At 45.3% G+C, this 21026-nt stretch carries 17 protein-coding genes; 8 read left to right on the top strand and 9 right to left on the bottom strand.

Going from position 1 to position 21026, the window contains the following annotated elements; translation table 11 throughout:
- Positions 1-39 precede the first annotated feature (39 nt).
- The 3 genes from hemG to ACED48_RS13600 are packed head-to-tail and all read right to left on the bottom strand — an operon-like array spanning position 40 to position 2692.
- Complete coding sequence (gene hemG, locus ACED48_RS13610) at positions 40-567, bottom strand: menaquinone-dependent protoporphyrinogen IX dehydrogenase (RefSeq protein ID WP_017055500.1); 528 nt, start codon at positions 565-567, stop codon at positions 40-42.
- A gap of 9 nt (positions 568-576) precedes the next feature.
- Positions 577-2034 (bottom strand): TrkH family potassium uptake protein, encoded by a 1458-nt coding sequence (locus tag ACED48_RS13605; RefSeq protein WP_017055499.1) that lies wholly within the window; start codon positions 2032-2034, stop codon positions 577-579.
- Between the two features lie 34 nt (positions 2035-2068).
- The gene (locus ACED48_RS13600) at positions 2069-2692 is read right to left on the bottom strand and encodes a YigZ family protein (protein WP_017055498.1); all 624 of its coding nucleotides are present in this window, start codon (positions 2690-2692) and stop codon (positions 2069-2071) included.
- A 227-nt stretch (positions 2693-2919) separates the two neighbouring features.
- On the opposite strand from ACED48_RS13600, the gene fadB reads away from it, so the two are divergent.
- The 3 genes from fadB to ACED48_RS13585 all read left to right on the top strand — a co-directional run bounded on the left by fadB (position 2920) and on the right by ACED48_RS13585 (position 7504).
- Positions 2920-5091, top strand: coding sequence for a fatty acid oxidation complex subunit alpha FadB (fadB, locus tag ACED48_RS13595; RefSeq protein WP_017055497.1), 2172 nt, complete (start codon positions 2920-2922; stop codon positions 5089-5091).
- Between the two features lie 26 nt (positions 5092-5117).
- Positions 5118-6281: an acetyl-CoA C-acyltransferase FadA gene (fadA, locus tag ACED48_RS13590; protein WP_017055496.1), complete on the top strand. Its 1164-nt coding sequence runs from the start codon at positions 5118-5120 to the stop codon at positions 6279-6281.
- A 242-nt stretch (positions 6282-6523) separates the two neighbouring features.
- Positions 6524-7504: an MDR family oxidoreductase gene (locus ACED48_RS13585; RefSeq protein WP_017055495.1), complete on the top strand. Its 981-nt coding sequence runs from the start codon at positions 6524-6526 to the stop codon at positions 7502-7504.
- 102 nt (positions 7505-7606) lie between these two features.
- Here the strand turns inward: ACED48_RS13585 and ACED48_RS13580 are convergent, their stop codons facing one another.
- The gene (locus tag ACED48_RS13580; protein WP_017055494.1) at positions 7607-8548 is read right to left on the bottom strand and encodes a LysR family transcriptional regulator; all 942 of its coding nucleotides are present in this window, start codon (positions 8546-8548) and stop codon (positions 7607-7609) included.
- Between the two features lie 156 nt (positions 8549-8704).
- Positions 8705-8890, bottom strand: coding sequence for a hypothetical protein (locus ACED48_RS13575; RefSeq protein WP_017055493.1), 186 nt, complete (start codon positions 8888-8890; stop codon positions 8705-8707).
- A 149-nt stretch (positions 8891-9039) separates the two neighbouring features.
- Between ACED48_RS13575 and tusA the strand changes: the two genes are divergently transcribed.
- Complete coding sequence (gene tusA / locus ACED48_RS13570) at positions 9040-9291, top strand: sulfurtransferase TusA (RefSeq protein WP_017055492.1); 252 nt, start codon at positions 9040-9042, stop codon at positions 9289-9291.
- 83 nt (positions 9292-9374) lie between these two features.
- On the opposite strand, the gene ACED48_RS13565 is transcribed toward tusA, so the two are convergent.
- Together ACED48_RS13565 and ACED48_RS13560 are read right to left on the bottom strand one after the other, a co-directional pair.
- Entirely contained in the window at positions 9375-9629 is a 255-nt protein-coding gene (locus tag ACED48_RS13565) for a hypothetical protein (RefSeq protein ID WP_004736676.1), read from the bottom strand.
- A 151-nt stretch (positions 9630-9780) separates the two neighbouring features.
- Positions 9781-10335 (bottom strand): TMEM165/GDT1 family protein, encoded by a 555-nt coding sequence (locus ACED48_RS13560; RefSeq protein WP_017055491.1) that lies wholly within the window; start codon positions 10333-10335, stop codon positions 9781-9783.
- Between the two features lie 420 nt (positions 10336-10755).
- Here ACED48_RS13560 and glyQ point away from each other — a divergent pair, with 420 nt between their 5' ends.
- The 4 genes from glyQ (at position 10756) to ACED48_RS13540 (ending at position 17545) form a co-directional block, all read left to right on the top strand.
- Positions 10756-11679 (top strand): glycine--tRNA ligase subunit alpha, encoded by a 924-nt coding sequence (gene glyQ / locus ACED48_RS13555; RefSeq protein ID WP_017055490.1) that lies wholly within the window; start codon positions 10756-10758, stop codon positions 11677-11679.
- 2 nt (positions 11680-11681) lie between these two features.
- Positions 11682-13748 carry a glycine--tRNA ligase subunit beta gene (gene glyS, locus ACED48_RS13550; protein ID WP_017055489.1) on the top strand — a complete coding sequence of 689 codons (2067 nt, stop codon included), beginning with the start codon at positions 11682-11684 and terminating at the stop codon, positions 13746-13748.
- Positions 13749-13950: 202 nt separating this feature from the next.
- Positions 13951-16038 (top strand): alpha-amylase, encoded by a 2088-nt coding sequence (locus ACED48_RS13545; protein WP_017055488.1) that lies wholly within the window; start codon positions 13951-13953, stop codon positions 16036-16038.
- Positions 16039-16294: 256 nt separating this feature from the next.
- A complete protein-coding gene (locus tag ACED48_RS13540) occupies positions 16295-17545 on the top strand; it encodes a valine--pyruvate transaminase (RefSeq protein ID WP_017055487.1) in 1251 nt (416 codons plus the stop codon).
- 117 nt (positions 17546-17662) lie between these two features.
- On the opposite strand, the gene ACED48_RS13535 is transcribed toward ACED48_RS13540, so the two are convergent.
- Both ACED48_RS13535 and gyrB read right to left on the bottom strand, forming a co-directional pair.
- Positions 17663-18097, bottom strand: a complete 435-nt coding sequence (locus ACED48_RS13535; RefSeq protein ID WP_017055486.1) for an Hsp20 family protein — start codon at positions 18095-18097, stop codon at positions 17663-17665.
- A 505-nt stretch (positions 18098-18602) separates the two neighbouring features.
- Positions 18603-21020, bottom strand: a complete 2418-nt coding sequence (gene gyrB / locus ACED48_RS13530; RefSeq protein ID WP_017055485.1) for a DNA topoisomerase (ATP-hydrolyzing) subunit B — start codon at positions 21018-21020, stop codon at positions 18603-18605.
- Between the last annotated feature and the right edge of the window lie 6 nt (positions 21021-21026).

Genomic DNA, 21026 nt, shown 5'->3' with positions numbered 1-21026 from the left:
TTAAAAAGAACTCAAAACGCCTCAAAAGTAGGCTTTCTCTTACATCTCTTGCAATTTCTTAGAGAATAAAGAGACTTTTTCCCAGTTTGTGTACTCGACTTCCTTGGTTGTATCCGTTTCGCCACCTGTCATATTCATAATGAAGCGAATCATGGTTTTATCGAACCAGTTATAACGAGGGTAATAGAGAGCCCCCGCGAATACACCGATCAAAGTTGGCTGCCACGGTGACTTAAGAAGAAACTTCTTAATATAAGCGCTACCTTCAGGGGTATCTTTACCCTGGTCTTCTTTACGAGCCGTTAAGTTAACGCAGAAGAAAGCGACCTTGTTTGATTGCAGTTGAGTAAGATTGGCATCAATGAACTGATATAGCTTCTTATTAAGGTGGCCATAACGAATAGATGCGCCAATCAAGACTCTGTCGTATTGAGCAAAGTCGACACTAGTAATAGTGTGCAGATTTTGAAGCTCACATTCGAACTCATTCATTTCTTCTTTTATATAGTTCAAGATTTTCTTGGTCTGGCCTTCACGGCTTGAATACAAAAATAGAGCTTTTGCCACAATATGTCCTTAGCTACGCCAAAACGTAGGGGTCAATAAAATTAATAAGGTGAATATTTCTAAACGGCCAAACAACATAGACACTATCAATACCCACTTTGCTTTGTCATTAACATCACCAAAGTGCATTGCAACCTCGCCAAGACCAGGACCAAGGTTATTCAATGTTGCCGCCACAGCAGAGAAAGCGCTTAGCTCATCCATCCCCGTAGCAATAAGAGCCAACATACAAACCACAAAAACCAATGCGTATGCAGAAAAGAAGCCCCAAACCGCATCAACGACACGTTGTGGTAACGCCGAACCACCAACTTTGATGGTATAGACAGCACGCGGGTGAACAAGACGCTTCATTTCACGAGCACCTTGAAGTGTGAGCAATAAGATTCGAATGACTTTCATGCCACCGCCTGTTGAACCTGCACAGCCCCCTATAAAAGAAGAGAACAAAAGCAGAACAGGTAAGAATAATGGCCACTCAGAAAAACCAGTGGTAGTGAAACCAGCAGTTGTAGATATAGACACCGTTTGGAACAAAGCCTGATCAAAAGCATCATAATACGAGTCATAAGAATTATGGTTAAGCAATAATAAGAAGCAAACTAAAAACAGCACCGCTTGAATAAAAATAAAAGCCCGGAATTCAGGATCTTTCCAGTAATATTTGGGATGTACACCACCGGAGGCAAACGCTGCAAAGTGTAATGAATAGTTACACGCAGATATAAGAAGGAACACGACGGTAATCATGTTGATAGCAGGGCTGTTGAAATAACCCATACTCGCATCGTGAGTCGAGAAACCGCCAATCGCAATGGTTGAGAAGCTATGGCTGATTGCATCAAAGAAACTCATTCCTGCAAGCCAAAACGCCACCGCGCAAGCAATGGTTAAACTGAGATAGATGTACCACAACGCTTTTGCCGTTTCAGCAATACGCGGAGTCATTTTGCTATCTTTTACCGGACCTGGGATTTCGGCACGATATAACTGCATACCACCAATGCCTAGAACAGGAAGGATAGCCACGGCTAATACGATGATACCCATACCACCAAACCATTGCAGAAACTGACGGTAAAACAGGATTGCTTTAGGGAGTTCATCGAGGCCAACAATAACAGTAGCGCCTGTCGTCGTTAACGCTGAAAACGATTCAAAAAAGGCATCGGTTACTGAGATATTGGGGTTATCGGCGATCAAAAACGGCAATGCCCCCGCACTGCCTATTACCGTCCAAAACAGAACAACAATCAAGAAGCCATCACGCGCTTTCAATTCATGTTTATAGCGTCGATTTGGAAACCAGCAAACCGCTCCACAAAATAATAGAGCGAAGAAGGTCGTCACAAATGGCACACCTGCACCATCTCGATAGATCAGTGCGACGAGCGCAGGTGCGAGCATTGATACACTAAAAAGTGCTAATAATAATCCGACGATTCGAATAATTGAGCGAAATTGCATGAGCTATTGAACGAAGCAAAATGCTTCAAACTTCCTAGTTGTCTTTAACTTTCGTTACCAGTGCCTTGGCACCGCTTTTATTGATCATGGTCTGGGTAAACGAATCTACCTGCAGGAGCTCTATCTCAATGATAAGCTCAACTTGAACACCATAATCCGCTTGTACCTCAACAGCCTGATGCTGAGCCATGATGGACTGTGCGATCGGCACAAAGCCATAGTCTAACTCTAGCCGTAATTTTGTGGTTATTTTTTTCTCGATAGTTTGAAGCTGCTTGAGCGCTTGTTGCACGCCTCCGCCATAAGCCTTAACCAAGCCACCCGTTCCAAGCTTAATCCCACCTGAATAACGAGTCACCACAGCCGTTAACTCACCAACACCAGAACCAGACAATTGCGCCAATATCGGCTTACCCGCCGTACCTGAGGGTTCACCATCATCGCTAAAGCCCCAAAGCATTGAGTCTTCAGGTCGCCCTGCAACAAAACCCCAACAATTATGTCGCGCTGAAGAATGCTCTTTCTTTACCTGCTCTACGAACTGTTTTGCAGCTTCTACACTTGGAGTATGAGCAAGATGAGTAATAAAGACGCTCTTTTTTATCTCTTCTTCAAACTGAGCCGACGCAGACGGTATTAAATAGGGCTGTTCATTCATATCGTTAACTTAATTAATAAGAGCAGCGAAGTGTATCACGCGTGAATAATAAGGGTTAGAGGATCTGTGCTATCGCACAATGTTAAACAATTGTTTAAAAAATGTATTGAAATTAGCTAAACAGAGGTACAGACTAAAGCAACTGGTCTTACCAGGTATTCTACAATACTAGAAAGATAACAAGATTCTCTCAAACAATCGTGGATTGTATGTCATGGAGATAGACAATGATTTACCAAGCTAACACCCTACAGGTAAAGGAATTACAAGACGGTATCGCTGAACTAAACTTCTGCGCTCCGGCCTCTGTAAACAAACTCGACCTTGCTACTTTAGAATCACTAGATAAAGCGTTAGATGCTCTAAATGCTCACGTTGGATTACGTGGTTTAATCTTAACTTCAAACAAAGACGCGTTCATTGTAGGCGCAGACATCACTGAATTTCTTGGCCTATTCGCTAAGCCAGAAGCAGAACTTGATGAGTGGTTAAGATTCGCTAATTCAATCTTTAGTAAGCTCGAAGATCTTCCTGTACCAACTCTTTCAATGATGCGTGGCCATGCTCTTGGCGGCGGCTGTGAATGTGTCCTAGCAACCGACTTTCGTATCGGCGACAAGACCACCAGCATCGGTCTACCAGAAACCAAACTTGGTATCATGCCTGGCTTTGGTGGCTGTGTGCGCCTGCCACGTGTTATCGGCGCTGACAGCGCAATGGAAATTATCACGCAAGGCAAAGCATGCCGTGCTGATGAAGCGCTTAAGATTGGCTTGTTAGATGCGATTGTTGATACAGACCAACTACTAGACTCAGCAATTAATACTGTTTCTCTCGCTGCAAATGAAAAAATCGATTGGCAGCTACGCCGTAAACAAAAAACATCAGCGCTTTCACTAAGCAAACTCGAAGCGATGATGAGCTTTACCATGGCTAAGGGCTTAGTGGCTCAAAAAGCAGGACCTCACTACCCAGCTCCGATGACTTCTGTGATTGCTATTGAAGAAGCAGCACGTAGCGATCGCGATGCAGCACTAGACATCGAACGTAAACACTTCGTTAAGCTAGCAAAATCTGAAGAAGCGAAAGCACTGGTTGGTCTATTCTTGAATGACCAATACATAAAAGGCTTAGCAAAACAGGCTGGTAAATCTGCGAATAAAGCGACTGAACGCGCAGCGGTACTTGGTGCTGGCATCATGGGCGGCGGTATTGCTTACCAGTCAGCATTGAAGGGCGTGCCAGTGATGATGAAAGACATCGCACAGGCGTCTCTTGATCTTGGTATGAATGAAGCTTCTAAGCTGTTGAATAAACGCTTATCACGCGGTCGCCTAGATGGATTCAAGATGGCAGGCATCCTGTCTTCTATTACTCCAAGTCTACATTATGCAGGTGTTGAGCAATCAGATGTGATTGTGGAAGCGGTTGTAGAAAACCCTAAAGTTAAGGCAGCAGTGCTGAGTGAGGTTGAAGGTCTAGTGGGTGAAGACACAGTGCTTACATCAAACACCTCAACGATTCCGATCAACCTGCTAGCGAAATCTCTAAAACGCCCAGAAAACTTCTGTGGCATGCATTTCTTTAACCCAGTGCATCGCATGCCTTTGGTTGAGATCATCCGTGGCGAGCATACTTCAGAAGAAACAATTAATCGCGTAGTCGCTTACGCAGCGAAGATGGGCAAGTCCCCTATCGTTGTTAATGACTGCCCAGGCTTCTTCGTAAACCGTGTACTTTTCCCTTACTTTGGTGGTTTCAGCATGTTGCTACGCGACGGTGCTGACTTCACTAAGATCGATAAAGTGATGGAGCGTAAGTTCGGTTGGCCAATGGGACCAGCATACTTGCTAGACGTTGTGGGCCTAGATACAGCACACCACGCACAAGCCGTAATGGCCCAAGGTTTCCCAGAGCGTATGGGTAAAGAAGGTCGTGATGCGATTGACGCGCTTTATGTCGCTGAAAAATACGGGCAGAAGAACGGCAGCGGTTTCTACACATACAGCGTAGACAAACGCGGTCGCCCAAAGAAGACTTTCTCTGAAGACATTCTTCCTATCTTGGCTGACGTATGCCAACAGCCACAAGACTTTGATGACCAGACAATTATCCAGCGCGTGATGATTCCAATGATCAACGAAGTGGTGCTTTGTTTAGAAGAAGGTATTATCGCGACACCGCAAGAAGCGGATATGGCACTGGTTTACGGTTTAGGCTTCCCTCCATTCAGAGGCGGCGTATTCCGCTACTTAGACAGTGTGGGCATTGGTAACTTCGTTGAAATGGCGAAAGGCTACCAAGACTTAGGTGCAATGTACCAAGTTCCTCAACTATTGCTTGATATGGCAGCGAAGGGCGAAAGCTTTTACGACAGCCAACAAGCCAGTTCTCTGTAACCCACATTTGGAAAAGGAATAGCAAAATGAATAATGTAGTTGTTGTTGATTGCCTTCGCACCCCAATGGGACGTTCCAAAGGTGGAGCTTTCCGTCACACTCGTGCTGAAGATCTGTCTGCACATTTGATGAAAGGCATTTTAGAGCGCAACCCAGAAGTAAACCCTGTCGAAATTGAAGACATTTACTGGGGTTGTGTACAACAGACGCTAGAGCAAGGCTTCAACGTTGCACGTAACGCAGCTTTGCTTGCTGGTCTACCGATTGAGATTGGTGCGGTGACGGTCAACCGTTTATGTGGTTCATCTATGCAAGCTCTGCATGATGCGACCCGCTCTATCATGGTTGGCGATGCTGAAATCTGCCTGATCGGTGGTGTCGAACACATGGGTCACGTACCAATGAACCATGGTGTTGATTTTCACCCAGGCATGTCTAAGCACGTAGCGAAAGCGGCAGGGATGATGGGTCTAACCGCTGAGATGCTAGGCAAAATGCATGGTATTAGCCGTGAAGACCAAGATGCATTCGCAGCACGATCACATGCTCGCGCTCAAGCAGCAACGGTTGAAGGGCGTTTCAAAAATGAAATCCTACCAACCGAAGCTCACGCGGCAGATGGTTCTCTGTTCACTCTGGATTACGATGAAGTAATTCGTCCAGAAACCACAGTTGAAGGCTTGTCTCAACTTCGCCCGGTGTTTGACCCAGCAAACGGCACGGTAACAGCAGGTACTTCATCAGCTCTGTCTGATGGTGCATCGGCAATGCTTATCATGAGTGAGGATAAAGCCAACGCGCTTGGCCTTAAGATCCGCGCTCGCGTGAAGTCGATGGCTATCGCTGGCTGCGATCCTTCAATCATGGGTTACGGCCCAGTACCAGCAACTCAAAAAGCACTTAAACGTGCAGGCCTAACCATTGAAGACATGGGTGTGATTGAGCTAAATGAAGCGTTTGCTGCTCAATCTCTTCCATGTGCTAAAGACCTAGGTCTATTGGATGTGGTTGACGAGAAAGTTAACCTTAACGGCGGTGCGATTGCACTCGGTCACCCACTAGGCTGTTCTGGTTCTCGTATCTCAACGACCCTAATCAACCTGATGGAAGCACAAGACGTGAAATACGGCTTAGCAACCATGTGTATTGGTTTAGGCCAAGGTATTGCAACGGTATTTGAACGCCCATAGCGATCACTAACGGTAATACTTGAAGGGTAATCTTTTGTGCAGCTATATTTATATAGCTGCACTTTTTATTACTCGGCATCCGATAATCTATCGATTCGTTCAATGAACTTGGTAAAACAAAAAGCACCACCTATATCTATGCACAAAACGCATAGATTCAATGTTGATGTTTCATTATTTTTTCTCCAACGATTCAACTAAAGTTACTTCAGTTTCCTAATATTCCTCCTACGGAGCAGATCATGTTTAAAGCACTTGTACTAAACCAAGAAGACAAAAAAACTATCGCATCAGTTTCTCAGATTGATGAGTCTCAATTACCAGAAGGTAATGTGAAGGTTGATGTAAGTTACTCTTCTTTAAACTACAAAGATGGTTTGGCGATTACAGGTAAAGGGCGCATTGTTCGCAACTTCCCTATGGTTCCAGGTATCGACCTTTCTGGTGTGGTTTCACAATCTGATGACCCTCGCTACAAAGCAGGCGACGAAGTTGTTTTAACGGGTTGGGGTGTTGGTGAAGGTCACTGGGGAGGCATGGCTGAGAAAGCAAGCCTAAACGGTGATTGGTTGGTGCCTATGCCTAAGAGTCTAGACGCTAAGAAAGTCATGGCGATAGGTACTGCTGGCTTCACAGCAATGCTTTGTGTACAAGCTATCGTCGATGCAGGCATCAAACCAGAAGACGGTGAAATCCTAGTAACAGGTGCAAGTGGCGGCGTAGGCAGCGTATCTATCACTCTACTAAACCAACTGGGTTATAAAGTGGCAGCGGTTACTGGCCGAGCTTCTGAAAACGGTGAACTACTAAAATCACTAGGCGCGACACGTATTGTAGAGCGTGCTGAACTAGAAGAACCAGCAAAACCACTAGAGAAACAACTGTGGGCTGGTGCGATCGATACGGTAGGCAGTAAAGTACTTGCTAAAGTATTGGCGCAAATTGATTACAACGGCGCGGTTGCGATGTGTGGCCTAGCAGGTGGTTTTGACTTACCAACAACGGTAATGCCATTTATTCTGCGTAACGTTCGCCTACAAGGTGTGGACTCGGTAATGTGCCCTCGTGAAAAACGCATTAAAGCATGGGAACAACTAGCTGAGTTGCTACCTGAGTCTTTCTACGGCCAGGCCACTAAAGAAGTGTCTTTAGATGACGCAATTCAAGCTGCAGATGACATCACAAACGGTCAAATCACTGGTCGTGTAGTTATTAAACTGTAATTGTGAATTAAACTTCCATACCTAGAATAACAAAGGGCTGATCGTAATCAGCCCTTTTGCATTTTTGTCATTTCGATCGAGTAAACCAAAGCTAAGCCTCAGTTAACCTAAGCCAACATCCGCAATACGCTTTTGAATCAACTCACCACACTCTTCTTTAACGACCCTTCTCAGCCATTGTTGTGAGGCAGAAGAATCACAACGCGAGTGCCAGATAAGTGAGTAGTCAAACGGCATAAATTCAAATGGCAGTGGTTTAACGACTAAGTCATAACGTTCAGCCACCAAATAAGCCAAATCAGCAGGTACAGTGATCACCAACGGCATTCTATCAACAATCGCCAATGCCGCTTCAAGGTGATAAGCGCGCAGAACCATTTTTCGAGGCTGCTGATTAGCTAAAGCGTTATCGAGTAAAGCCTTAACACCATCACTGATCGCGATCATCGCGTGAGGCAGAGATACATAATCCTCAAGGCTTAGTGAACTATCTGCCAAAGGGTGATTTTTAGATAACAAGCACGACACGCCGACTGGTCCCAGTACTTCTTGATGAAGTGGCTCAATGCTGCCACTCGGACGACAAATCGCCATGTCGACATGTTCAGTACTGAGTTGTTTAAACAAATGTTCATGCTGCAACGGAGCAAACTCCAAAGAGATATTAGGTGCTTGTTCATAAATTTTCGGCAATGCATACGGCAAGATGGTTTGCATCGCATAGTCAGTGGTCGCAATCAAAAAACGTTCACTGCAATAGTAAGGGTCGAAAGCACTAGGGCTAAGCAGTTGGCGGAATGATTCTAAAGGTTGATCAATACGCTGGCTGATCTCGAGTGCTTTTTTGGTGGGGATAAGGTGCTGACCTTGACGTGTAAACAGGGGGTCGTTGAGCAGTTCTCTTAAGCGACCTAATACTCGGCTGGTTGCCGATTGGCTTAGGTTAAGACGAAGCGCAGCCTGACTAACACTGCCCTCTTCAATCAATACTTTTAAGGCGACCAGTAAATTCAAGTCTCTACGATAGATGTCTTCTAATTCCACGCCACTTACCTAGCTGTATACAATTATCATTGGTCACTAAGTTGTTTATAGCATGCTTTAGATAAAAAAAATCCCGCAATTACGCGGGGAAGCCCAAGAAAATTTGGGGATAGTGTCGGAATGTTGTCGTATCGGAATTCGCTTGTTGTACTCGGGTTAGTGCTCTTGCTCTTCGGCTATGCTTTGCCAACGGCGCATCTCTACCCAAATACCAATTATCGTTGCTACTATGCCAAAAATAGGCATCAGTGAGGTCTCTGTTGATGAACGCAGTACTAACGCACAAAAAGAAATAAAACAGAGAACCGAATAAATTGTTAATCTATCTAATCCTGTCAACATCGCCACTCCTTAGCTAGTTGCCTTTGTTTCAAGTTGTTATCAACTTGTTAACTAAGTTATAGGAATTGATTCTGTTTGCCAAGCACTTATTGCATATTTTTTCTGCAGACGTATTATTCACTCGTTAGATAGATATAGAGATACAAACCATGACATTCAAACCTGAACTGGCAACCCATACTTTAGAAGCTGAAGGTCTGCGTTGTCCGGAACCAGTAATGATGGTCAGGAAGACAATTAGAAACATGCAGGATGGCGATGTGTTACTGGTAAAAGCTGATGATCCTTCAACCACTCGTGACATCCCGAGTTTTTGTCGGTTTATGGATCATCAGTTGGTCGGCCAAGCGACTGAAGCTTTGCCGTACCAGTATTTGATCAGAAAGGGGTTGGAGGCGTAACGCCCCACCGACTATCAAGTATCAAAAAAGCCGCTCGTACCTTATGTTCTTTAACAGAACTCAGAGTACGAGCGGCTTTTTGTTTATTCATTTCTAGATTTATTTTGCAGATGCTCAAGCTGATGCTGAATTTCTCGGATATCTTTTCGCATAGGAATAATATGCGCGACTCGAATCCAAGCTTCTACCGCAAGCCCGGTCATAATCATCGAACCAGCCACCATTGGCAGCCACATATCCGTCAACACCATGCCTAACAGTGTAAGAGCCAAACCAAAGGTAAATAGATAGCTTTGGCTTTGTGGAGTAATACCCATATAACGCGTCAACATAATCATGCCCTCGTGTTCTTAACTCACAATATTAAAATATCATGACAAGTATGACAGTTATATGTCCATTCGCTCGATAACTCCCACAATACTGTAAGAGTATGACCTACAACACATTACTCTACTGGTTGAGTATAATTAGCCTCAACGTTATCCATTAATAGAACGCAGCAGCGATAGCCAAACCGACGAATAATAAGGCTGTGATCTTACGAATCAAATCAAGAGGCATCTTGTCAGCGGATAGCTTACCGATGATCACCACAGGCACATTCGCCAACAACATGCCAATCGTAGTACCCAAGATCACCCACGTTAATGCATCTGAATATTGCGCCCCTAGAATGGAGGTCGCAATCTGGGTTTTATCACCAATCTCAGCAATAAAGAAAGCGATAAAACTGGCGACAAATGGGCCTCGGTTTGAGATCTGCTCATCGTCATCCAACTTATCCGGAATCAAAATCCAGCCCGCCATCGCAATGAAACTGACCACCAGCACCCATTTAAGAACTTCGGGAGATAAATAATCGGCGACCACAACCCCGAGCCATGCAGCAAGAGCATGATTGGCAATGGTGGCAAAGAAGATAGCCGCGATGATAGGTATCGGCTTGCGATATCGACTGGCTAATAAAAGAGAGAGCAACTGAGTCTTATCACCGATCTCGGCTAAGGCGACAGTTGTAATTGAAATTGCTAAAACGCTCACGACATGCTCATTTGGGACGGAGATTATTATATTTAACCAAAGACAAACCTCGCGCCCCATCCCGGTTCACGATGCTTGTCTAAGGTCTTGCTAAGCGCCACCAAGGTGGTGGTTGCCTCGAACGCCATGATGATTTTGCATCAATTATGTTGACGGACGAACTCATTCAATAGGATATGAATAAGTAAGCTACTCCCCAAAGACCGCGAGATTCTAATCACCTACGTACTCAAAAACAAGTGTCAAACTTATCAAAATATCCACTTGTACCGAAAAACAAACATTAAAGGCAAAAAAATCCACTAAACGACATTTTAGACCACTAATTAAACAAGATTACCCCTACTCGCTTTACGAATATCTCGGTATACTCAGAGGTTATTTTTATCACTCATTTAAAAGAATCGCGCGAACCTGACTATGCAAAAATACGATATCAAAACCTTCCAGGGAATGATCCTCGCGCTGCAGGATTACTGGGCACAAAACGGTTGTACCATTGTTCAACCACTAGATATGGAAGTAGGTGCTGGCACCTCTCACCCAATGACATGTCTACGTGCACTTGGCCCAGAGCCAATGTCTACAGCTTACGTACAACCTTCACGTCGTCCTACTGATGGCCGTTACGGTGAAAACCCTAACCGTCTTCAGCACTACTACCAATTCCAAGTAGCGCTAAAACCATCGCCAGACAATATCCAAGAGTTGTACCTAGGCTCACTAGAGGTTCTTGGTGTTGACCCACTTGTTCACGACATTCGCTTCGTTGAAGATAACTGGGAAAACCCAACACTAGGCGCATGGGGCCTTGGTTGGGAAGTATGGCTAAACGGCATGGAAGTCACTCAGTTTACTTACTTTCAACAGGTTGGCGGACTTGAGTGTAAACCTGTTACCGGCGAGATCACTTACGGTCTCGAGCGTCTAGCAATGTACATCCAGGAAGTAGACTCAGTTTACGACCTAGTATGGAACGTAGCACCAGACGGTTCTAACGTGACTTACGGTGACATCTTCCACCAAAACGAAGTTGAGCAATCAACGTACAACTTCGAGCACGCAGACGTAGATTTCCTATTCACTTTCTTCGACCAGTGCGAAAAAGAGTGTAAAGAATTACTTGAGCTTGAGAAGCCACTGCCGCTTCCAGCTTACGAGCGCATTCTAAAAGCAGGTCACGCATTCAACATCCTTGATGCGCGCAAAGCTATCTCTGTAACAGAGCGTCAACGTTACATCCTTCGTATCCGCAACCTGACTAAAGCTGTTGCAGAGGCGTACTACGCGTCACGAGAAGCGCTTGGCTTCCCGATGTGTAAAAAGACAAACGAGGAGAAGTAATCATGGCGAAGAATTTTCTAATTGAACTGGGTACGGAAGAGCTTCCACCAACGGCACTTCGTTCTCTAGCAGAAGCCTTTGCTGCTAACTTTGAAGCGGGTCTTAAAACGGCTGAGCTTTCTCACGAAGGCGTGAAATGGTATGCAGCACCTCGCCGCCTTGCACTTAAAGTAACAGCACTGGCTGAAGGCCAAGCGGACAAAGTGGTTGAAAAGCGTGGCCCTGCAATCTCAGTAGCATTCGATGCGGAAGGCAACGCAACGAAAGCGGCACAAGGCTGGGCTCGCGGTAACGGTATCACTGTTGAGCAAGCTGACCGTCTGAAAACCGACAAAGGCGAGTGGCTTCTTTTCAAACAAGAAGTAGCTGGCAAACCAGTTCAAGAATTGGTGATGGACATCGCTGCGAAAGCACTGGCTGGCCTACCAATTCCTAAAGCAATGCGCTGGGGTAACTCAGACATTCAATTTATCCGTCCAGTGAAAACACTGACAGTACTACTAGGTGATGAGCTTGTTGAAGGCGAAATCCTAGGTGTAGCATCTGCTCGTACTATCCGTGGTCACCGCTTCATGGGCGAACAAGAGTTCACCATCGATTCTGCTGACCAATACCCTGCGATCCTAGAAGAGCGCGGTAAAGTAATGGCGGATTACGAAGCGCGTAAAGCGATCATCCTTGCTGACTCTCAAAAAGCGGCAGCAGCGGTTGGCGGTAAAGCTGACCTAGAAGATGACCTTGTTGAAGAAGTAACGTCTCTGGTTGAATGGCCAGTAGTACTTACAGCGAAGTTTGAAGAAGAGTTCCTAAAAGTACCTTCTGAAGCTTTGGTTTACACCATGAAAGGTGACCAAAAGTACTTCCCTGTTTACGACGAAAACAAGAAGCTACTTCCTAACTTTATCTTCGTATCAAACATCGAGTCTAAAGAGCCTCGTCACGTTATCGAAGGTAACGAGAAAGTGGTACGTCCGCGTCTTGCTGATGCTGAATTCTTCTTCAACACAGACCGTAAGCGTCCGCTTATCGACCGTCTTGCTGAACTAGACCAAGCTATCTTCCAGAAGCAATTGGGTACGATCAAAGACAAAACAGACCGCATCACAGAGCTTGCAGGCTACATTGCTGAGCAAATCGATGCTGACGTTGAAAAGTCTAAGCGTGCTGGCCTACTGGCTAAGTGTGACCTAATGACATCAATGGTATTCGAATTTACGGATACTCAAGGTGTGATGGGCATGCACTACGCGACTCACGATGGTGAAGACGAGCAAGTTGCACTAGCACTTTACGAGCAGTACATGCCTCGTTTCGCTGGTGACGATCTACCAAGCACGGGTATCTCTTCTGCAGTTGCAATGGCAGACAAGCTAGACACTATCGTAGGTATCTTCGGTATTGGCCAAGCACCAAAAGGTTCTGACCCATTTGCACTTCGTCGTGCGTCTCTAGGTGTGCTACGTATCATCGTTGAAAACGGCTACAACCTAGACCTAACCGATCTGATCGGTAAAGCGAAAGAACTACTAGGCGACAAGCTTACCAACGACAATGTAGAAGCTGACGTAATCGACTTCATGCTAGGTCGTTTCCGCGCATGGTACCAAGATGCTGGTTTCAGCGTTGATATCATCCAAGCGGTACTAGCACGTCGTCCAACTAAGCCAGCAGACTTTGACCAACGTGTTAAAGCGGTTTCTCACTTCCGTGAACTGGAAGCAGCAGAAGCACTAGCCGCAGCGAACAAGCGTGTAGGTAACATCCTTGCGAAATTCGATGGTGAGCTACCTGCTGAAATCGACCTTGCTCTTCTTCAAGAAGACGCAGAGAAAGCGCTGGCTGAAAATGTTGAAGTAATGACGGAAGCACTAGAACCCGCATTCGCTACAGGCAACTACCAAGAAGCCCTAAGCAAGCTGGCTGATCTACGTGAACCGGTTGATGCATTCTTCGATAACGTAATGGTGATGGCTGATGACGAAGCGCTTAAGAAGAACCGTCTAACGCTACTGAACAACCTGCGTAACCTGTTCCTACAGATTGCTGACATCTCTCTACTGCAAAAATAAGCACGAGTGAGACAGTTGCTCTAAGTCATACTCTGAGTAACTAACGGTAAACACCCAAAGGGAAGCGAAAGCTTCCCTTTTTGTTTTTGTGAACCAAGCATTTGTTTGTAGAGGTGTTATTGATTATCTGAATGAATCAGCGCTCAGACTGTAGAGGGCATTGTTTGCTATAACTGACCTGTTTATTCAGGGGAAGGGAACAATGAAAAAAACAGTACTCGCGCTTTCAATACTCGCACTCAGCGCATGCAGCCAAACCAGTGATGACAGCTTATTGCTGACGATTGATAACAACACTGTCGTATTTGAATCGACAGGAAAAGGCACTGTTATCGCAGAACAGGAACTCGCTAAAGGTAGCTATACCTTCTCTATCAGCGATACTCAAAATACCTGTGGCACCAACTATGCGTTGGCTGAAGAAAACCGCATCAAATTCAATAAGCCCCTTCGCCTAGACGACTGCGCCGAGAAGTCTGAATTAGATATCAAGGTCTTTCGCGCTAACACCTATCAGTTTACGCTCAACCCACAAACCAATGAGCTGACGGTTCAGATAAAGCCGAAGCAACAACAAGTACAAAGCTTTGCTTGTCCGGTTCCTAGTGACGAGCCCACCACCATCGACGTTGCTCAAACCTTTGATGATGGCACCGTGGTAAGAGACGCTCTTTCAGGCAAACAAGTCACAGTAACGAATGGCAGCATCACCATGCAGCCTGCAGAAAACAGCCAAGGTGTTCTGCTGCTTGAGAAAGTAGAACCAGAAACCAAAGCTGACTTTAGTTGGGATAACGCCACGGTTTACTTCGTAATGACCGACCGTTTCCATAATGGTAATCCTGATAACGACAACAGTTATAGTCGCAGCCAAGATGGACAAGACGAAATCGGTACCTTCCACGGTGGTGACTTGGCCGGCTTAACCGAAAAACTCGACTACATAGAATCACTCGGTGCTAATGCTATCTGGATAACGTCTCCGTTAGAGCAAATCCACGGCTGGGTTGGCGGCGGTGATCGCGGTGACTTCAAACACTACGGCTACCACGGTTACTACCATCAAGACTGGACCAAGCTCGATGACAACATGGGCACCGAAGACGAGCTGAAAAACTTCATCGATACCGCGCACAGCAAAGGCATTCGCGTTGTTTGGGATGTGGTAATGAACCACACGGGCTATGCAACGCTTGCCGACATGCAGGAGTTTGATTTTGGTAAGCTCAACCTAACTGACGAAGAAGCCAAACAAACACTTGGCGAAAACTGGACAGATTGGCAACCCGCTAAAGGTCAGAACTGGCACTACTTCAACAACTACATCTCTTACAGCGACAAAGAAGCATGGGAAAAGTGGTGGGGCAAAGCTTGGCTACGTAGCGATATCGGCGCCTATGACTCTCCGGGCTACAATAACCTCACCATGTCTTTGGCGCACCTGCCCGATTTCAAAACAGAATCGACAGAGACAACCGGACTGCCTAACTTCTATCGTAATAAATCCACCAGCGCGACCGATGAACTCAAAACACCTCGTGACCATTTAATCACTTGGTTATCGGATTGGGTGCGCGAATATGGTGTCGATGGTTTCAGAGTCGATACCGCTAAACACGTTGAACTCGAAGCATGGGCTGAGCTTAAAGAGAGCACTAACCAGGCACTTGCCGAGTGGAAGCAGAACAACCCAGACAAGGCCTTGGATGACTTACCTTTCTGGATGACTGGTGAAGTATGGGCGCACAGCGTGGTCAAATCAGACTATTTTGCTAACGGCTTTGATTCGATCATCAACTTTGAATTCCAGAGCGATATCGCACCTAAGGCGCTTAAATGCCTATCCGATCTCGATGCTGATTACCTTCGTTATGCAGAGAAGATCAACAACGACAGCGAATTCAACGTTCTGAGTTACCTATCGTCTCACGACACCTCGCTATTCTGGACACAGCACGGCAGCGACTTTGCTAAACAGACCAAGGCAGCAAACGCATTGATGCTGGCTCCGGGGGCGGTGCAGATCTATTACGGCGACGAAATTGCAAGAGACTTTGGCCCAACAGGTTCCGACCCTATGCAAGGCACACGCTCAGACATGCCTTGGGATCAAATCACTGGCGAACGTGCAGAGTTGCTAGAACACTGGCAAGCGTTTGGCCAATTCCGCCAACGCCACCCAGCCGTTGCGCAAGGCAAGCACATCATCCGTAACAGCAAGGGCTACTATGCGTTCGAACGCCAATACCAAGACGACAAGGTGTTGGTTGTCTATACAGGTTCGAAATAAACGTTCATTGAAGTAAACCGTAGAAACTCAAAGGAGGAGCTTAGGCTTCTCCTTTTTTTTATCACTAAAGGTACGTTCAGTAAGCAAGCTGTCACTCATTAACCAAACTTTATAGAAGTTTTTTACGTGTTAGAGCATTTGGCGCTATGCGTCGCAAAAACATTGCGGTATGTTCAAGGAATACACTGATGGCAGGCATAAGGTCTGCCTTAATCACACATAACAAGCAATCACAATGAATTAGGTAAAATAAGTAATGCAGTTCTCTAAGTTTGGCGAAAAGTTTAATCGATACTCTGGAATCACTCGTTTAATGGATGATTTGAATGATGGCCTGCGCACTCCTGGCGCAATCATGCTCGGTGGTGGCAACCCAGCCGCTATCCCAGCCATGCTCGATTACTTTAACCAAGCCAGTGCCGATATGCTCGCCAGTGGAGAACTCATCGCCGCCCTCGCCAACTACGATGGTCCGCAGGGCAAAGACAGCTTCATCAAGTCGTTAGCGGCAATGCTGAAAGAGACCTATGGTTGGGACATCAGCGAAAAGAACATCAGCCTGACTAATGGCAGTCAAAGTGGCTTCTTCTACCTATTCAACCTGCTAGCAGGCCAACAGCCTGATGGCTCGCACAAGAAAATCCTACTGCCGATCGCACCGGAATACATCGGCTACGGCGACGCGGGTATTGATGATGATATCTTTATCTCTTACCACCCAGAGATCGAGTTACTAGAAAACCGCCAGTTCAAATACCACGTCGATTTTGAACAACTCAAGGTTGATGACTCGGTCGCGGCTATCTGCGCTTCTCGCCCTACCAATCCTACGGGTAACGTACTGACCGATGAGGAAGTGCGTAAGTTGGACAAACTCGCGAGAGAGAACAATATCCCACTGCTGATCGATAACGCTTACGGCCTGCCATTTCCAAACATCATCTTTGAAGATGTGGAACCATTCTGGAACGAAAATACGATTCTGTGTATGAGCTTGTCTAAGCTTGGTTTGCCAGGTGTGCGTTGCGGTATCGTGATTGCGAGTGAAGAAGTAACGCAAGCGCTAACCAACATGAATGGCATTATCAGCCTAGCACCAAGTAGTGTTGGTCCTGCGATTGCTAACCACATGATTGAGAAGGGTGATCTACTACGTTTAAGCAGCGAAGTGATTAAGCCTTTCTACAAAGAGAAATCTCTACGCGCGGTTGAGCTGTTGCAAGACGCTATCGACGATCCACGCTTTCGTATCCACAAACCTGAAGGCGCTATCTTCTTATGGCTATGGTTTGATGAACTGCCTATCACCACAATGGAACTGTACAACCGCCTCAAAGCCCGTGGCGTTCTGATTGTTCCGGGTGAATACTTCTTTATCGGTCAAGAAGATGAGTGGGATCATGCTCACCAGTGCTTACGTATGAACTACGTGCAAGATGATGAGGCGATGCAGAAAGGCATTTCAATCATTGCTGAAGAAGTGAAAAAGGCTTACTCAGAGCAGTAATAAGAGCTTTTGGCTTACGGCAGGTCAAATACAAAAAGAGCACCGACCTTCTTCAAGGTACTGGTGCTCTTTCACTTCTACTTCCCGATATTTTTAGCTCTATGGAGCTAACAGTAATTAACCTTCTAGTAGGCTATTACCATTGATAGCAATCTTACGAGGTTGCATCGCTTCTGGGATTTCGCGTTCTAGGTCGATGTGAAGAAGACCATTTTCCATGCTTGCACCTACCACTTTTACGTAGTCAGCCAGTTGGAATTTACGCTCGAAATCGCGCTCTGCAATACCTTGATATACGAAGGTTTTCTCTGCTTCTGCTTTACGCTCACCTTTCACAATTAGCATGTTCTCTTTTTGAGTCAGATCTAATTGGTCATCAGCAAAACCAGCAACGGCCATAGTAATACGGTAGTTGTTCTCGTCTTTTTGCTCGATGTTGTATGGAGGGTAACCGCCAGAAGAGTTCTTCGATGAGTTCGCTTCCATCATGTTGAATAGACGATCAAAGCCGATTGCGTTGCGGTAAAGTGGAGTGAAATCTACAGTTCTCATAATGCTATCCTTTTAGTAAGCAATAGTCTTAGCTGCGAATTTTACTTGGATCAAACCTGTGTGGGACCCAGTAAACAGCTAAGAGATTCAATTCGCATTCCTCGGGTTTCACCTCTATTGGCGACAACGCTGGGACATGACAATGAATCAATTTTTAAGTTGTGTGCTGCCAAAGTTATCCTCTATTGAGCGATACTCTAGCAACGGTTATGAAGGTTCTGTTTCTTCTCTTGTAGAGCAAGACAGTCATCCTCTTCACAACTAGATATGTGGATTGAACAAAATAGTTTCAAGGGATTATTTTCAATTATTTTCCAAAATCATTATTTTTCAAATGCTTAAAAAACAAAAAAGACCGCCATTTCGGGCAGTCTTTTAAATAATATATTTAGTTTTTTGAGACGAAGCTATTTCGTTTTAGTTCAAGGAAGAGGCGCGGAGCATACGAATGTATGTGAGCACCTCTGACACAGAAATTAAGCGAAAGAGCGAAGTATCAAAGATACTAAACGTCTAGGTTAGCTACCTTCAATGCATTCTCTTCGATGAAGTTACGACGCGGCTCAACTTGATCACCCATCAGCGTAGTAAACAACAGATCTGCGCCAACCGCATCTTCGATCGTTACTTGCATCATACGACGACTTTCAGGATCCATTGTGGTCTCCCAAAGCTGATCTGGGTTCATCTCACCTAGACCTTTGTATCGTTGCAGGCTTAAACCACGACGAGACTCTTTAACCAACCAGTTCACTGCTTCAACAAAACTCGTTACCGCTTGAGTTCGCTCACCACGTTTAATATAAGCACCTTCTTCAATCAAACCATCAAGCGCTTCAGATAAATCCGATAATTTACTAAATTCTTTCGAGTTGATTAGGTCAATACTTAACAAATGCTCATGAGTTACACCGTGTGTACGCACGACAATCTTAGGAACACTTATTCCTAGGTCTTCGTGCTTTTCAACCTCAAGATTGTATTGGCTAGCACCCGTTTCTTTCGCGTTGAGCTGCTCTACAAGCTGCTTACCCCAAGCTTCAACAGCCACTTCATCATGACACTGCTCAGCGGTTAAGCGTGGCATATAAATCAATTCATGGATAAGTGCACGTGGGTAACGGCGACTCATACGATCAACAAGCTTAATACCGGCATTGTATTGCAGAACAAGCTTCTCTAATCCTTCACCAGCAAACGCTGGTGCTTCAGAGTTCACATGCAATGCTGCGTTGTCTAAAGCTAAAGATACTTGATACTGATTCATTGCATCTTCATCTTTGATGTATTGCTCTTGCTTACCTTTTTTCACTTTGAAAAGTGGTGGCTGAGCAATATAGATGTAACCACGTTCTATCAGTTCCGGCATTTGACGGTAGAAGAACGTCAAGAGCAATGTACGTATGTGAGAACCATCGACATCGGCATCGGTCATGATGATGATGTTGTGGTAACGCAGTTTGTCTGGGTTGTATTCGTCGCGGCCAATACCACAACCAAGGGCTGTGATTAGCGTTGCAACTTCTTGTGAAGACAACATTTTGTCGAAACGTGCTTTCTCTACGTTAAGGATTTTACCTTTAAGCGGTAAAATTGCTTGGTTCTTACGATTACGCCCCTGCTTAGCTGAACCGCCAGCAGAGTCTCCTTCCACAATGTATAGTTCAGACAGTGCAGGATCTTTTTCCTGACAGTCAGCAAGTTTACCTGGAAGACCCGCTAAATCTAATGCACCTTTACGACGTGTCATCTCACGAGCTTTACGCGCTGCATCACGAGCACGTGCTGCATCGATAATTTTCGAACAAACAATTTTCGCTTCACCTGGGTTCTCAATCAGGAACTCAGATAGTTTCTCACCCATTGTAGATTCAACTGCAGACTTCACTTCAGAAGAAACCAGCTTATCTTTGGTTTGGCTTGAAAACTTAGGATCCGGCACTTTCACTGAAACAATCGCCGTCAAACCTTCACGAGCATCATCACCGGATGTTGAAGTCTTCGCTTTCTTAGAGAAGCCTTCTTTATCCATAAAACTATTTAAAGTACGGGTCAGTGCTGAACGGAAACCCGCTAAGTGAGCACCACCATCACGCTGAGGGATATTATTGGTGAAACAGTAAATGTTTTCTTGGTAACCATCGTTCCACTGCATCGCAACTTCGACGGTAATGCCATCATCACGCTCAGAATCGAAGTGAAAGATCTTTTGAATAATTGGGGTCTTGTTGGTATTAAGATGTTCAACAAACGCTTGAATGCCGCCTTCATATTCGAAGTGATCCATTTTGTCTTCTTCACGCTCATCAATCAGCCTGATTGATACACCCGAATTCAAGAATGACAGTTCACGTAGACGCTTAGCTAAGATGTCGTAATGGTACTCAATATTGGTGAATGTTTCTTCACTTGGCCAGAAACGAATCTCCGTTCCGGTTCTATCCGTATCACCTACAATAGCAAGTGGTGCCTGAGGTTCACCATGGTTATATGTTTGAGTGTGAATTTTTCCACCACGGTGGATAGTAAGAGTAACTTGCTTAGAAAGTGCGTTTACTACTGAAACACCAACACCGTGCAGACCACCAGATACTTTGTACGAGTTATCATCAAACTTACCACCAGCATGAAGAACCGTCATGATAACTTCTGCAGCAGACACATTCTCTTCTGAGTGTAATTCTGTTGGAATACCACGGCCGTCATCGCGAACCGACACAGAGCTATCTTCATGGATAGTTACAATGATGTCATTACAGTGACCAGCTAGCGCTTCATCAATAGAGTTATCTACCACCTCAAAAACCATGTGGTGCAGACCGGTACCATCATCCGTGTCGCCAATGTACATTCCAGGACGCTTACGTACCGCATCCAGACCCTTCAGTACTTTAATACTCGATGAATCGTAATTATCTGACATAGTTAC

The organism is Vibrio sp. 5S239 (assembly GCF_041439575.1).
Lineage (GTDB): Bacteria > Pseudomonadota > Gammaproteobacteria > Enterobacterales > Vibrionaceae > Vibrio > Vibrio kanaloae.
Note: the sequence above shows the minus strand (reverse complement) of the source record. Positions and strands in the feature narration are given on the sequence as shown.